This window comes from Acinetobacter sichuanensis (genome assembly GCF_003024515.2).
In the GTDB taxonomy this organism is placed as follows: Bacteria; Pseudomonadota; Gammaproteobacteria; order Pseudomonadales; family Moraxellaceae; genus Acinetobacter; species Acinetobacter sichuanensis.
Genome location: NZ_PYIX02000039.1, coordinates 1 through 14,912, shown reverse-complemented (window position 1 = coordinate 14,912; position 14,912 = coordinate 1). Strand labels below are relative to the sequence as shown.

The 14,912-nt window shown below is 36.5% G+C and carries 17 protein-coding genes; 7 read left to right on the top strand and 10 right to left on the bottom strand.

Going from position 1 to position 14,912, the window contains the following annotated elements:
- Nucleotides 1-25 precede the first annotated feature (25 nt).
- The 4 genes from C9E89_RS17550 to C9E89_RS17535 form a co-directional block, all read right to left on the bottom strand.
- A complete protein-coding gene (locus C9E89_RS17550; RefSeq protein WP_107009634.1) occupies nt 26-649 on the bottom strand; it encodes a LysE family translocator in 624 nt (207 codons plus the stop codon).
- Between the two features lie 84 nt (nt 650-733).
- Nucleotides 734-913 (bottom strand): NF038215 family lipoprotein, encoded by a 180-nt coding sequence (locus C9E89_RS17545; RefSeq protein ID WP_107009635.1) that lies wholly within the window; start codon nt 911-913, stop codon nt 734-736.
- 136 nt (nt 914-1,049) lie between these two features.
- On the bottom strand, nt 1,050-1,682 hold the full coding sequence (locus tag C9E89_RS17540; protein WP_107009636.1) for a hypothetical protein: 633 nt from the start codon (nt 1,680-1,682) through the stop codon (nt 1,050-1,052).
- A gap of 6 nt (nt 1,683-1,688) precedes the next feature.
- Entirely contained in the window at nt 1,689-2,363 is a 675-nt protein-coding gene (locus C9E89_RS17535; protein ID WP_228199061.1) for a D-Ala-D-Ala carboxypeptidase family metallohydrolase, read from the bottom strand.
- A 197-nt stretch (nt 2,364-2,560) separates the two neighbouring features.
- Between C9E89_RS17535 and C9E89_RS17530 the strand changes: the two genes are divergently transcribed.
- The 4 genes from C9E89_RS17530 to C9E89_RS17515 all read left to right on the top strand — a co-directional run bounded on the left by C9E89_RS17530 (nt 2,561) and on the right by C9E89_RS17515 (nt 6,899).
- Complete coding sequence (locus tag C9E89_RS17530) at nt 2,561-3,109, top strand: TetR/AcrR family transcriptional regulator (RefSeq protein WP_107009637.1); 549 nt, start codon at nt 2,561-2,563, stop codon at nt 3,107-3,109.
- Nucleotides 3,110-3,115: 6 nt separating this feature from the next.
- Complete coding sequence (locus C9E89_RS17525) at nt 3,116-4,765, top strand: MFS transporter (RefSeq protein WP_107009638.1); 1,650 nt, start codon at nt 3,116-3,118, stop codon at nt 4,763-4,765.
- Nucleotides 4,766-4,836: 71 nt separating this feature from the next.
- The gene (locus C9E89_RS17520) at nt 4,837-5,961 is read left to right on the top strand and encodes an HlyD family secretion protein (RefSeq protein ID WP_107009639.1); all 1,125 of its coding nucleotides are present in this window, start codon (nt 4,837-4,839) and stop codon (nt 5,959-5,961) included.
- A 59-nt stretch (nt 5,962-6,020) separates the two neighbouring features.
- On the top strand, nt 6,021-6,899 hold the full coding sequence (locus C9E89_RS17515; protein ID WP_107009640.1) for a 1-aminocyclopropane-1-carboxylate deaminase/D-cysteine desulfhydrase: 879 nt from the start codon (nt 6,021-6,023) through the stop codon (nt 6,897-6,899).
- Between the two features lie 24 nt (nt 6,900-6,923).
- Here C9E89_RS17515 and C9E89_RS17510 read toward each other — a convergent pair whose 3' ends face one another.
- Entirely contained in the window at nt 6,924-7,262 is a 339-nt protein-coding gene (locus C9E89_RS17510) for a DUF4870 family protein (protein WP_107009641.1), read from the bottom strand.
- A 188-nt stretch (nt 7,263-7,450) separates the two neighbouring features.
- Here C9E89_RS17510 and C9E89_RS17505 point away from each other — a divergent pair, with 188 nt between their 5' ends.
- Nucleotides 7,451-8,650 (top strand): BaiN/RdsA family NAD(P)/FAD-dependent oxidoreductase, encoded by a 1,200-nt coding sequence (locus C9E89_RS17505; RefSeq protein WP_107009642.1) that lies wholly within the window; start codon nt 7,451-7,453, stop codon nt 8,648-8,650.
- A 34-nt stretch (nt 8,651-8,684) separates the two neighbouring features.
- Here C9E89_RS17505 and C9E89_RS17500 read toward each other — a convergent pair whose 3' ends face one another.
- From C9E89_RS17500 to C9E89_RS17490, 3 genes are all read right to left on the bottom strand, one after another.
- Nucleotides 8,685-8,876 carry a hypothetical protein gene (locus C9E89_RS17500; RefSeq protein ID WP_107009643.1) on the bottom strand — a complete coding sequence of 64 codons (192 nt, stop codon included), beginning with the start codon at nt 8,874-8,876 and terminating at the stop codon, nt 8,685-8,687.
- An 86-nt stretch (nt 8,877-8,962) separates the two neighbouring features.
- Nucleotides 8,963-10,606, bottom strand: a complete 1,644-nt coding sequence (locus C9E89_RS17495) for a mechanosensitive ion channel (protein ID WP_107009644.1) — start codon at nt 10,604-10,606, stop codon at nt 8,963-8,965.
- 207 nt (nt 10,607-10,813) lie between these two features.
- Nucleotides 10,814-11,095, bottom strand: coding sequence for a hypothetical protein (locus tag C9E89_RS17490; RefSeq protein ID WP_107009645.1), 282 nt, complete (start codon nt 11,093-11,095; stop codon nt 10,814-10,816).
- Between the two features lie 237 nt (nt 11,096-11,332).
- On the opposite strand from C9E89_RS17490, the gene C9E89_RS17485 reads away from it, so the two are divergent.
- Nucleotides 11,333-11,755 carry a hypothetical protein gene (locus C9E89_RS17485; RefSeq protein WP_107009654.1) on the top strand — a complete coding sequence of 141 codons (423 nt, stop codon included), beginning with the start codon at nt 11,333-11,335 and terminating at the stop codon, nt 11,753-11,755.
- Between the two features lie 59 nt (nt 11,756-11,814).
- Here C9E89_RS17485 and C9E89_RS17480 read toward each other — a convergent pair whose 3' ends face one another.
- A complete protein-coding gene (locus C9E89_RS17480) occupies nt 11,815-12,576 on the bottom strand; it encodes a ferredoxin--NADP reductase (protein WP_107009646.1) in 762 nt (253 codons plus the stop codon).
- 168 nt (nt 12,577-12,744) lie between these two features.
- On the opposite strand from C9E89_RS17480, the gene gigC reads away from it, so the two are divergent.
- Nucleotides 12,745-13,635 (top strand): LysR family transcriptional regulator GigC, encoded by an 891-nt coding sequence (gene gigC, locus C9E89_RS17475; protein ID WP_107009647.1) that lies wholly within the window; start codon nt 12,745-12,747, stop codon nt 13,633-13,635.
- 83 nt (nt 13,636-13,718) lie between these two features.
- Here the strand turns inward: gigC and C9E89_RS23330 are convergent.
- A partial coding sequence (locus C9E89_RS23330) for a hypothetical protein (protein ID WP_171405168.1) occupies nt 13,719-14,912 on the bottom strand: 1,194 nt, incomplete at its 5' end.

The following is a 14,912-nucleotide window of genomic DNA, read 5'->3' as shown; positions in this document are numbered from 1 at the left end:
TATTTCTTTATAACTCAGTTGTAAATCACTTCATCCCAAAAATTAATTTCAAGCCAAGCACCGTCATCACCCCACCTGCAACACGGTCAAACACTTTTTTAAACTTCAAATACACACGGCGCGGCTTTTCCGCAGACAACGCAACAGCCACCAGCGAATACCAACCTGCATCAATAAAAAAGCACAACATCGGTAAAACTGCATAAAAATAACTTGGTATTTCTTTTGGTAAAAGTGCAGTAAAAACACTGGCAAAAATAATGGCAATTTTCGGATTACTCATTTGAGTAATAAATCCCAAACGATATGCCTGAGCATAACTCATCACCTGAGTTTCCCCATCAGCTTGTTCCATTGGGTCTTTAGCATGTTTAATAATTTTATAGGCGAGCCACAGCAAATACAGACCACCACAGATTTTCAAAACTAAATATGCTGAAGGCACTGCCAACAAAACAGCCTGTAAGCCCATGACAGCCAGAAAGCCAAATAAGGCTGCACCTGTACCCGTTCCCAAAGCCGTAAACAAACCGTGTTTACGTGAAATCGCAATTGAATTTTTCGCTACATAAATAAATGTAGGACCTGGACTGATTGCACCGAGCATTAACGCTAAAGCAATTGAGCCTAAAATCAATAAAGATTCCACAATATATACCTAAACAAAGTTTGCAGGCATTCTAACTGATCAGATCAAAAAAGAAATCGAATACTTTAAACAAAGTTCAATATTTTACTCAACTGTATTTCTTAAATGATCTTGAGCTGTTAAGCGATAATCTCTTTCATGTACAGGCATACCACCAATGATCATGGTACGAACTTCTGTCGTCGTGGGCTTAGGCTTACTGTGGTCACATCCTACTAATGTACCCAATATGATGAGACTGAGACCTATGCAAAAAAAATTCATGGCATATCCTCTTCATTATTTTTATTCTTTTTAGCATAACAGCTTTGCCTAAAAAAACAGCATTATTTTGCGACGATTTATTTCATCTCAATATTAGGTATTCTCTAAAATAATTCACGTAAATAAACATTTAAACTTAATTCATAATAATCCGATAATTTGACTGACATGGGTTTTGAATGACCACACTTTGCATGTCCATTTCACCATCAAATTTTGCGATATAACCAAAAGCATAACTGCCATCATCTTCAAAACCTTGATCCATTGGATAAGAGAATTGATTAAATTGAGGTACTTTTTGGTTGATCACTTGGCGAACCCGAAAGTCAGGTACGCTATAAAACACGAGTGAATCAGGCATATTTTTCACATTTGATTCATAAGTTACAATACATGTTTTATTTTGATTGATTGCTAAAAAACTACCAAAATTTTTCTGTTGGTTTTGATCATTAACCACCATCAAATTATGGTCTGTACCTGTTGCACCAATCATAAAACCCATTAGGTTTGGCGTAAACTGATACACAACTGCGGTTTTATTCCATTGTTTTAGCAGCGTTTGCTTTTTATTTTTTGCATCATAAAGCACAAAATCACATTCACCATTGTCACGATTACAACGCTCTTGTTTGATTTTAATTTTTCCTGCTGAACCAAGAATTTTATCTTTTAAATCAGCTTCGTCATCATTTGCATAACTCAACATACTCAGCAATGCAGTTGTTGAAAACAGTAAAATTTTAAAATAAGAATTGAATGTCATGTTGCTCTACTTCGTTGTCTTCAAACATGGTGAACTACTCGATTTATAGTCTTTACCCCATGTACGATATCCTTGCGTATCAATATGATAGCGATTATTACCATAAACACCTAAACCCATTTTAAAAATTTTCCCTTCCTTCTGCCAAAACTGACACATTTTTTTGACCAATCCCTCACGTGCTTTTTGATCTGTCTCTTTCGGTGCTAACACATGAAAATCGACGGCATAATTATATAAATGTTTACTACGTAAAGCGCCTTTTACACATTGATTAAGTTCAGGATTACGATAAATTGCCGTGATGGTATAATGCTGATAAAAGTCATTTTGATTGAGTTTTTCAACCAGCTTTAAACTTCCGACTACATTTTCCCAATACTTTTTGGGAGGTATGGCAAAACGCTTGGAATAACACTGCTCAGGCATATAGTTTCGAGTCGTAGTCAGTTCCATCAAACTTGGTGGATGTTTTAAATACTGTGTCATAAATTCATAGTATTCATTTAATAATTTCGGATCTTGTTGAGATTTCCACTGTTCAAATTGCTGCTTCAGTGGATCTTTATTTTTATTTTCTGGTGCTTTTTTCTGTTCAGACTTTTCACATCCACTGAATAAAATCAGGGTGCACAAGATCCCCATAAAACTTGGTTTAATTTTTTTAAAAATATTTTGCATTAACCTTTATTCTTCATATTAAAAAACATTATTTTTTATCAGTCCTCTATCAAGATGAATGATAGCGTGATGGTTTCGTTATTTTAGCGAGATTTATACAAAGAATATGGCAGATTACAAAAAATCAACAACGCAGGATTTTACAACGGACAAAAATGTCCGTTAAATATTATTAAGTCCTATTTTGCTTTCATATCATGCGTAAACGCCAACAACTTGCTGCACAAAACCGTGAAGACTTACTTTCTGCTGCACTTAAAATATTTCGCCAACAAGGCATACGTGCACCCTTACAGTTAGTTATCAGTGAAGCAGGTGTTGGACGTGCAACATTTTATCGAAATTTTAAAGATCGTCGTGAACTGGTGATCGCCCTGATGGAACAAGCTTTAACGCGTTTAGAAGCAAAAGCAAAAGATTATGCACAATATCCAGATGGCATGATTCGACTGATACGCAGTCATGTCGATAATCTTCCACTTCTCACCGCATTAATGGAATATTGGCGCGTGATTGATCGTGATGACCCAATTATGGTGGATATTTATTTACGTCGTGATGCTATTTTACAACCCTTGATTGATCAAGCGATCACTCATCAGATTTGCCGTGCAGATTTAACAACGAAAGATTATGCTTTGATTACAGGGATTTTAAGAGCCGCATTTCAAGGTATGACTGATGCGGAACAAGTTGCTTTAGCAACGCGCGCAGTTGACTTACTCATCGATGGTATGAAAGCGTAGTTAAAAATGGATAAAACACCACGCCTCCTTGAACCTGCACCAGATTGGACTCCCGAAGAACGTCCTACTTTGCCGGGCTCTCCTGCTGCAATCGCTCATTCTACGCCCAAAAAACTGATTTATTTTTTTATCGGTCTAGTGGTGGCTATTTCAGGCAGTCTGAGCAACGGTTTTATTACGGCTAACTTGCCATTAATTCAAGGTGAATATTCACTGACTCCTGCTGAAGCAGCTTGGATTCCAGCAGCCTATGTCATGGCAAATATCAGTTCAAATTTATTGTTATTTAAAGCAAGGCAGCAATATGGTTTAAGACTATTTTCAGAAATTGGTTTAGTCCTATTTATCTGTGTGCTCATTTTACATATTTTTGTGCAAACCTTTGAAATGGCATTATTAGTCCGTATTATCAGTGGCTTAGTGGCTGCACCACTCAGTTCACTGGGTATGTATTATATTATGCAAGCCTTTAAACGTGCTAATTTTGGACGTGGTATTTATTTGGCATTAGGTTTTCAACAACTTGGTATTCCTTTAGCTTGGATCATTTCGCCTTATATTGTCGATGTCAATGATTGGTCAATTTTATATACTTTTGAACTAGGTTTAGCACTTTGTTGTTTGGCAATGGTGGTTTCTCTGAAACTTCCTCGCAGCTTACGTATTGCTGTGTTTGAAAAGCAGGATTTTTTTACTTTTGCACTGCTTGCTCCCGGTTTTGCCCTCATTTGTATTGTCCTCACGCAAGGTCCTATTTTATGGTGGTTTGAAGCGAAATGGTTGGGCTATGCACTCATTGCAGGTTTTAGCTTAATTATTCTTGGGCTTACCTATGAGCATTATCGGGTCAATCCATTATTGATTACGCGTTGGCTTGGTTCGGCAACGACGTTGAACTTTATCTTTGGAGCATTGGCAATTCGTTTGCTCATGTCAGAACAAAGTTATGCCGCAGTCAATTTTCTCAAAACCATGGGAATGGGACCAGACCAATTCGTTCCTTTGTATGTTGTGATACTTTTAGGAATTGCATCTGGGACAATCTTTAGTGCTGTAACCTTTAAACGTGAGCGCATTCCATGGCATTTGGCTGGTGCTGTGGTATTGATTTTATTTGCGTGTACGCTTGATTATCATCTTACTAGTGATGTTCGACCTGAAAATTTTTACCGTAGTCAATTTATTGTCGGTTTTGCCAGTGGTATGTTTATTGGTCCGTTATTACTTACGGGCATTATTCAAGCCTTGCAAAAAGGTCCATCACACATGGTCACTTTTGTGGTTTTATTTTCGGCAACCCAAAGTTTTGGTGGTTTATTAGGTAACTCATTCTTTTCTACCTATCAGCAAGTTCGAACTCAGAATTACCGTGCTGAAATTATTAGTGACCTGTCTCCAACTGACCCAATCGTATATCAACGTATTCACACTTACCAACAAAGTGCCAGTAAATATACTTTAGATCAGCATTTACAACAGAATCAAGCACTGCAAAACCTCAATCAAGGGGTAACCAAAGAGGCACAGGTTCGTGCCTACAATGATGTTATTGCAATGAATGGCATTTTTGCGATTATTTTATTTATTTGGAGTATGTTGAATATTTTTTGGGCAAAATATCAAATTAGAAAACAGCAGATGATGAATTCAAGTTAGCCTCATTTAATACGCACGTTCAACACAATTATGGCTAGTTACTTTATGTATTAAAAATTTGAGATGATCCTATGTCACAAGATTCAAAACCATCAGAACCAAAAACAGAACCTACACCAACGCCAATTACACCACTTGCTCCGCCGCCATCCAGTAAGTTAATTCCAACGGCGAAACGTACTTTGGTTTTCATGTTCTTGGTTTTATTACTTGGCATTAGCCTGATGATGTGGGCTTGGCAAATTGGACCTTTTGAAAATACGCTGCAATCTACCGAAAATAGTTATGTCAAAGGTAAAACAACTGTTCTTTCTTCACAGATCAATGGTTATGTCAAAGATGTCATGGTGACTGACTTTGACCATGTGAAAAAAGGTCAAGTTTTAATGCATATTGATACGACGACCTATGATCAAAAAATCACTCAAGCTGAATCTGGTGTCGATCAAGCCAACACGACTTTAGCCAATCAAACTCAAGCGATTGAGCAACGTAAAGCTGATATTGTTGCTGCACAAGCCAAAGTTGATCAAGCACGTGCCAGCTACGAACTTTCAAATGCACAGTTAAATCGCTATCAACAATTAGGAAATAGTGGTGCAACCTCAAAAACAGAACAAGATAAAGCCGCAGCAGATGCAAAAAATAATTTAGCTCTACTCAAACAAGCTGAAGCCAATGTTCTTGTAGCACAAGAAGCATTAAAAACTGCGCAAGTGGCTGAGTCAGGTTTAAAAGCTCAAGTGACCAATGCCAAGGCACAGTTTGATCAAGCGGTAACGACCAAAGATTACAGCGTTATCGCTGCGCCTATGGATGGACAATTAGGTGAAGTTACGCCCCGTGTTGGACAATATGTAGCAGCAGGTACACAACTGATGTATCTCATTCCAAAGCAAACTTGGGTAATTGCAAACTTTAAAGAAACTCAAATTGCAGACATGAAAATTGGGCAAAAAGCCTCTTTCACTGTTGATGCCATGAAACATCAAAAATTTACTGGACGAGTTGAACAAATATCACCTGCGGCGGGTGCAGAATTTAGTGTACTCAAACCTGACAATACCACAGGCAATTTTACCAAAGTGGTGCAACGGATCTCTGTACGGATTGCCATTGACCCAAATCAAAAAGGACTTGAGTTTTTAAGACCTGGGATGTCTGTTATTACTTCGGTAGATACCAGTCAAAATTAATTCAATATCAAATCCGTTTAGGTACAATACGTATCAATCCTTGTATTTAAAATTATCCAATGTTTGATCGTATTGCCGAAACTGTTCAATATCATAAGCTTGACCTAAAAGCACCTGTACATGTGACCATAAAACGTCTTGACCAGATTCATCCACAAATTTCAGGCAATAAGTTTTTTAAACTCAAATATAACTTTCTAGAAGCTCAGGCACGAGGCTGTAAACACATCATCACTTTTGGTGGAGCCTATTCCAATCATATTGCTGCAACGGCATATGCTGCACATTTATTTGGGTTTCAAAGTATAGGAATCATTCGTGGGGAAGAACTCGTCAATTGTCCACTGAATCATACACTTTCCACCGCACAACATTTTGGTATGCAGCTTGAGTTCGTTTCACGTGAAAAATACAGATTAAAAGAGACAGAGGAATTTATACAAGCATTAAAACAAACTTATCCTGAGAGCTATATTATTCCTGAAGGAGGAACAAATACCTTGGCGATACAAGGCTGCCAAGAAATTCTTTCTCAGAGTGATTTAGAACATTATGATGTGATTTGTTGTGCTGTAGGCACAGGTGGCACAATTACAGGCTTAATTGAAGCAAGTGCAGAACATCAACAAATTTTAGGCTTTTCTGCATTAAAAGGTGATTTTCTAGCAAAGGAAGTTGCTTTAAAAACTCATAAAAAAAACTGGGAAATTACGGATGCCTATTGTTGTGGTGGTTATGCAAAAACGACTATTGAATTACTCCAGTTTATTGAAAAATTTGAACAAAAACATCCAATTCCGCTTGAACATATTTATACAGGAAAAATGCTGTTTGGAATTTTAGATCTGATTAAAAAAGAATGTTTTGAAGAAAACACACGAATTTTAGTGATTCATAGCGGTGGATTACAAGGTCGCTTAGACACCGCAACCCCATAACCCAAACTGTCTATGATTATAGCTTTATACCAGTTTATTATCATTTAATGCGATCAGACCTTTAATGAGACGATAAGCATCCCAAATAAAAACTGCCAATAGAATAACAAATCCAATCACTACAATCGCTAAAAGCGCACCAACGATATAGCCGACAAAACTAATCCAAAAAGTTTTAATTTGATAATTAACATGGCTTTCTAACCATGTACCACGCATATCATCACGTTTCACATAGTTCATAATAATTGCAATAAGCCATGTAAAACCAACGAGATAACCTGCAAGATATAAAATATAAGTGATTTGATTATATTGTTTTAAAGCTGCGATTTCGGTTTCAGTTTTTGTTAAATTATTCATTTTATTACCTCTATTTATGTCTATTATTTATACTATATTTCTTTTTTAAGTTTCATTTAAGCTGTCTTACAAAATACAATTTTTTAATTTTTCTTTACCGATTTAAATTATAGTTACTTGCTTATAGTACCTGAATTTTCATCTCATTTTGTCTATAATGCCCTGCTTTCCTTCCTCACGAGTTTCCCATGTCTACAAATCAATACGATGTCATTGTTCTCGGTGCTGGTGCTTCTGGTTTAATGCTAGCAGCAAAAGCGGCTGCACGTGGTCGTAAAGTCTTGGTCATGGAAAAAGCCAATAAAATCGGTAAAAAAATCCTGATGTCTGGCGGTGGTAAATGTAACTTTACCAACCTCTATGTAGAGCCTGAAAACTTCATTTCGCATAATCCCCATTTTGTTATTTCAGCATTAACGCGCTATACCAATTGGGACTTTATAGGAATGGTCTGTGAATATGGCATTGACTATGAAGAGCGCAAACATGGGCAATTGTTTACTTTAAATGGTGCTAAAGAAATTTTAGCGATGTTACTCAATGAGTGTGAAAAAACTCAATTGGTTGACATCAAAACCAGTTGTGAAGTCAAAGCAGTCACTGCAATCGATGAACAACATTTTCAAGTGGCAACCAATCTTGGCTACTTTGAGGCAACATCGGTTGTGGTCGCGTCAGGTGGTTTGTCGATTCCAACTTTAGGTGGTTCAGATATTGGCTATAAAATTGCGAAACAATTTGGGCATCACATTTACCCAACCCGTGCAGGCTTAGTGCCATTTACATTTTCAGACCAGTTTAAAGAAGTCACAACTCGCCTCAGTGGCAATGCTGTTGAAGCAACCTTATCCAATGAATTAAACAGTTTCACAGAAGCTTTATTATTTACCCATCGAGGCTTAAGTGGTCCAAGTTCTTTGCAATTATCGAATTATTGGGATGTTGGGCAAAGTTTCAAAATCGACTTTTTACCATCAAAAGAACTTTTTGAATTTTTTAAAGCCAAGAAACAAAGTCAACCAAAAGTTCTCATTCGTACCTTGCTGAGTGAACTACTGCCAAAAAGTGTTGTTTTAGAATTACAAAGCTTAATCTGGGCAGAATTCGCTGAAACTGCAATTGCACAGCTCAGTGATGAAAAACTGGAAAATATTGCACAAAAACTGCATCAATTTGAAGTCAAACCTTCTGGAACTGAAGGTTATCGTACTGCTGAAGTCACTCTTGGTGGTGTAGATACCACAGAGGTTTCATCTAAGACAATGGAAAGTAAGAAACAAAAAGGCTTATTTTTTATTGGTGAAATTTTAGATGTCACAGGACATTTAGGCGGTTTTAATTTTCAATGGGCATGGGCATCTGCACATGCCGCGTCTGAATATGTTTAATCATTTTACATAAGCAGATTAGCCCACGATTTTACTACTGAGTTTGATGATCTGAGCTATTTTGCTCTACTGTTTCTGTAGAAAGCTCTTTTTGCGCTGCCAAATCTGGCTTTGTTGCTGATTTTGGCTTTGCAAAAACAAATTTATAAGCACTGGCTAAAAATCCAATGGTAATACCTGCAATCACTATAGGAGCTATAAACTTATTGGGTTGCTTTTTTGTCATATGGGTTCTCCTCATTCATGTTTTCATTATTTAAATAAAAAAGATCGACCAGTAAATCCTGATCGATCTTTATCATAAATTACAGGTTATTTCGGGTCATCTTTTAACGGATGATCGGTTTTTATATCAAATGTCTGATCTAAAGGAGCTTGATATTCAGATTCAACGATTGGAGAGTCTGCAGTCACCTGATCTGCTGTCACTAATCCAGAATGCTCATTTTCCGCAGCTTTCTGTGCTAAAGGATTGGGTTGATTTCCTTCTTTTTTAGCTTTATCAATGAGGTCTGTCAATACACGTTCTGCTGGTTGACGCCCACCTAAACCAAAGGCAAGTGCAAAGGCAACAGCAACAGCACCTAAAGTTAAACCAAATGCTAAATTCACAATAGAATCAGCAATACCCATTGCTCGAAGTCCCATTGCAATCACCAAGCCCATGATCAGTACACGAACTAAGTTTCCAAGCCAACGCGAACTATTATATTCACCACGCTGCACCACATTTGCAACAACATTTGCAAGCCAGAAACCGATCACAAGAATCACAGCACCCAGTAAAATGTCAGCACCAAACTGGATAAACATCGCAATAAGGTCACTAATTTGGTCAAATCCTAAACGGTTTGCTGCTTCTGATACAGCAAAAAGCATCGTAAAGAATACAATCAGATAACCCACAACACACGAAACTTTGGTTTCCCCTAAAAAGCGCTGTATATCAAGTTTAGCGGGGATTTGGTCAACGCCTGTACCTGCAATCAGTTCAGCTACTAAACGTCCAACAAAACGTGAAACGACATAAGCAACGATTAAAATCAGCCCTGCTGCAATAATATGTGGAATCGCAAACATGATTTCAGCAAGCATAGCTGTTGCAGGTTGCGAAATTGCTTGAATTCCCAACGCTTCAAACGCAATAATCAATGAAGTGATCATGACCACAGCAAAGACAAAAGAGCCTAAAAACTTAGGTAAACCTTGCTCTGAATTTTTAAATAAACCGACTTTTTCTGCTTGCGCTTGTAAATTTAAACTATTACTTAAGCCTTCAACAATACCGCGGACAATTTTCGCTAAAATATAACCCACGAAAATAATCACACCAGCAATGAAGATATTTGGTAAATAAGATATTGCCTCATTCAGCATATTTTGCACAGGTATTAATAGCCCTTGCAAACCTAAAATAGACAATACGATTGGTAAAAATAAGAGTAAAATCAGCCAGTAAACAATATCTGCGATATTATGACTAATTGGACTGACGCCAACTTCTGCACTTAGTTTTTCATCAAGTTGTGTGCGGTCTAATAAGTTTTTAAGCCCAACTTTGACCAAATTTGCCACAATCCATCCAATAAAACCAATTGCAATAGCAGCAAGAAGCTGAGGAATAAACAACAGGAATTGCTGAATCATGTTGCTAAAAGGACTGCTGATACTACTCAAATTCAGTACATTTAATGCACCAATCACGGCAATAACCATGACCACCCAAAAAACAACTCTGGATACTATATTTTCAATATTTGAGCGATGTCCTGTTGCATTAGACAATTTTTGATTTGTGCCTAATTTAGTCAGTATTTTCTTAATTCCTGCTGCAATAATTAGCGCAAGGATCCAACCCACCAACAAAATTACAATTGCAGCAATAATGGGTTGGAATTGTTCCCAATAATACATGGCATCAAAACGACCACCACGTGAACCTAGATATTCATTCATTGTTATGTCCTCTATTCATCTTGCTCGTTTTAGATCATGATTTTCTTGTGAATAGCGTCATCTTTTTATGTCATGTTTCTGACTAAAATATTTAAGATATATGAAAATGATTTATATATCAGATACTTTTAGATGTATGCTTAAACAACATATTGGCTTATGTTGAAATGAAAAAAATTTTCATCTCAACATAAAACCCACGCGACTCTATTGAGAATCACGTGCTCCAGTTGCAGTTGCTTCTGCTGTTTCATCGGTTGCTGTTGCAATAGTATCTTGCTGTCGATTTGAATCGTGTTCACTTACAGCAGGAATGGACTGATTTGCAGGAATTTCTCCCGATTTAGGATTGATATCTGCAAACATATAAAAAATCAGAGCTGCCAGAAAAATACCAACAATAATCAATATATAGACGGGTAAACGTCTTTTTTGTTGTTTTTCCTCTGCACCCTCGACATGGGGTGGCTTAGTAAAATCATGAACCATGGTTTTCTCCCCCTTATTAACGTGATTGGTGTTTTTTTATACTAACAAGCTCTATTGTAGTATTGTGTAAAAAATTTTATATCTTAGTAAGTTAGTCTTGCTTATTATTTAATCAGACTAATAACTGTTATTTTGAAATAAAGAGAATTAAATAGAGAATCATGAAATTTTGAAATTAAAAATTTTTGCAGTTAATTTGAGCTATAATATCGACCCTCTTATTGGGCTATGGAAAATATGGCTTATCAACGGCAAAGTGTCTCACTCGATTTAGACACAGATGTCACTCATCAATGCTTTTTGCATACCACTCGTGATGAACATTTCATTGGAATTATCGAATTCAATAAACCTAGTGATGTTTTAAAATGGGGAGACCTTGAGTATTTTCGTCGTCGCACAGAAGAATTGTCAGTCATGCCTTTTCCTGACTGTATTAATGCGATGATTATAGATATTCGAAATATTGAACCTTTTTTAGATCAAGAAGTTCCCATTATTCCTTGGCGCTTAGTCGAAGAAGAATGTCCGATTCGAATTATTGTCCCGTCAGAGCGTCTTGAGTTTTACTCAGGTTTTTTTGAACCAACATGGCTCAGCACAGATCTAGACTCAGCAATTTATGAGCTACGTGAATTTATGGATATGTTTGTTCATTAAGAAAAATCCTCTAATCAATAGAGGATTTTTTTAATCAAAAATGTTGATACTGAAACAACTTACCAGTAATTTTCTACTGCAATATTTCCTTCACCACGACGATTCATGGTTAAACCACGTGCTTTTAAAGCATCTTTAGTATCATCAACCATCTGTGGATTTCCACATAACATCACATGTGTTGTTTCAGGATTTAATGCTAAACCAACCGTTTTTTCTAATTCACCATTTTCAATTAAAATCGGTAAGCGATCATGTAAAGTTGCCTGTGGGTCACGGGTAATAATAGGTACAAACTTAAAACCTGTATGTCCTTCACCAAAGGTTTGTGCAATTTCCTCAATACGTGTTACATAAGCAAGTTCAGATGCTGTACGCACACTATATACCAAGGTAATTGACTGATATTTTGACCAAGTTTCAAAGTCTTGTAACATTGAAATAAATGGAGCTAAGCCTGTTCCTGTTCCTAATAACCATAAATCTTTGGGTAATGGTAATTGATAACGTGCTAAGGTTAAAAAACCATAAGGAACTTTTTCTAAATATAATTCATCCCCAACTTCGAGATGCTGTAAATTTGAGGTAAAAGCACCATCTGGCACAACAATAGAAAAAAATTCTAAGGTTTCATCAAAAGGCGAAGAAACAACAGAATATGCTCGTACAACAAGATCATCTCCAACTTTTAACCCAATACGGGCGAACTGCCCTGCGGTAAATTTGAAATGAGCAGGTCTTGTCATGGTAAAACTAAATAAGGTATTGGTCCAACGGTGTACAGATAAAACCTTTTCTACGCTAAATTTTTCAATTGACATGATTTGAACGTGGCATGAATGACTATGCTCATGGTAGCATGTCAACATAATTTATTAATATTTATTTTAAATAGACCTCTTTCATCCTCCTCCTTTTTTTCCTCTAAAAAGAGAAAATTAAAAGGTCTAAAGTTTATATGAAAGACGTTTAATGTTAAGGCTATCTACATGCGCATGACTTTACGCCAATTGGCTGTTTTCGTAGCAGTCGCTCAAGAAGGCACTGTGACCAAAGCCAGCGATGCAGTTCGATTGACTCAAAGTGCTGCAAGCATGGCTTTGGCAGACTTAGAGGATGGACTCGGAGCTCCCCTATTTGACCGTCTTGGAAAAAGATTACAATTAAATGATTTAGGTCGTTTTCTTCTTCCGCAAGCACTTGAAATTTTAGGTCGTTGCGAAGCTTTTGAACAGGCTGCAAAAGGTGAATTCCAAAGTATAGATTTACGTATTGGGGCAACGCTCACCATCAGTGACTACTTGATGCCAGATTTAATGGCTGATTTTTTACAAATTCGCCCACAAGCTCATTTACAGTTACAAGTAGGTAATACTCGCCAAATGATTGAAGCAGTAAATCAATTCCAACTTGATTTAGCGATGATCGAAGGTTCTTGTCATTTACCACAATTACAATGTATTCACTGGCGTGATGATGAATTAGCTGTATGTTGTGCTCCTAGCCATCCTTTAGCTCAGTTAAAGCGACCATTAACGCCTGAAGATTTTTATCATGTAGAATGGATTTTACGTGAAGAAGGCTCAGGTACACGTGAAGTCTTCGATAATGCCATCTTACAAGATATTCCTGATGCCAATATACGTTTAACGCTTGGGCATAATGAAGCTATTCTAAAAATTGTAGCAGGTGGTTTAGGTGTATCATGTATTTCTAAATTAGCGATTGATCCGTTATTAGAAAAACAGCAGCTCGTTGTCTTAGATACTCCATTTTGGACATTAACACGCCCACTCTATATGCTCGTACACCGACAAAAATATCAAGGTCCTGGTTTACGTTCTTTTTTACAGTTTTGCGAAAATCAAACAGGTAAATAAAAACCTTACGATCATAAGCATGCTCAATATAAAAACCGTGGCTTCAAGTACACGGTTTTTATTTAAAAGACTTTGCCAAAATATTACTTCCTTAAAGCAGCATTTTTTTGTGCAGCATTTTTCTTTTCTTGTTCCAATTTATACAAATGTAGCTTAACCTCTTGTTCTTGCTGATACTTCTTATATTTACCATAAGCTAGATAGGCAACATTTGTACCTAATAACAAAATAATCACACCAATCACATATAATGGATTAATATAAAATTTATGCTCTTTCTTTTCTTTTACGGGTTTCCATTTTCCATATAATATTTGTGTTTTTAAATTTAAATACATCGAGTTTTCTTTAAAACTGGATCCTTCTCGCTCTTCTTGAAACTCCACTTTTGAATCTACGGGTTCAGTTGCTAAAAGTGAATCTTGCTCTACTTTTTCATGAGTCACCAATGCTTGGGAGCTTTGTGATGTAGATGATATTTTTTGATCATTCTCTTCTAAATGTTCCTGTTTTTGCTCTTTATCTTCACTTGATTGATCATGCAAATTAATCGCTTTATTTAATGAAAAATTACTATACTTTTCATCAATATCTTGAGATTCAGGCAATACTGGAATGCTATTTTTTTGTTCAATTAAATCTTCTGGTTCTGTGAATATTTGATGTTCTGTTGTCACTAAATCTATTTTTTCGGAAATATCACATGTTTGTTGTTCTTCTATATCTATCTTTTGATGTTCTTGACTGAGTGGCTCAAGCAAATCTGCTGAATCATCTGCATAAACAACCGATTGTTGCTGATTTTTTTGTTGAGCAATTTCATCTTGTGTTTGATCCAAAGTCAAAATATCAGATGAAATCGCAGTTTCGATGAGAGTTGAGTCATTTTCATGATCAATTTGCAGTGTTTCACTCATTTCCTGCTGTTGCAACTGATTTTGATCTAATTCAGGCAAAGGTGCTGTAGCTAAAGAAAAATGATCTTCTGATTTAGCGTCCTCAACATCATTGATCATATTAAAAGAGGTTTCAAGTTCCTCATTTTGGCTTTCATGAATTTCTTGCGTACTCACATCAGTAAATTCAACAACTTCAGGTGTTATATTTGTAGCGTGTTGCTCTTCATTTTTCTCAAGCTCCCATTCAATCACCATCGGGTCAGCTTGTAATTCTTGAGCATTAAGTTGCTGATCTTCGAGTTCTAATAACGTAAAAGCTACAGATTCCACAGATTCCACAGATTCCACAGATTCCACAGATTCCACAGATTCCACAGA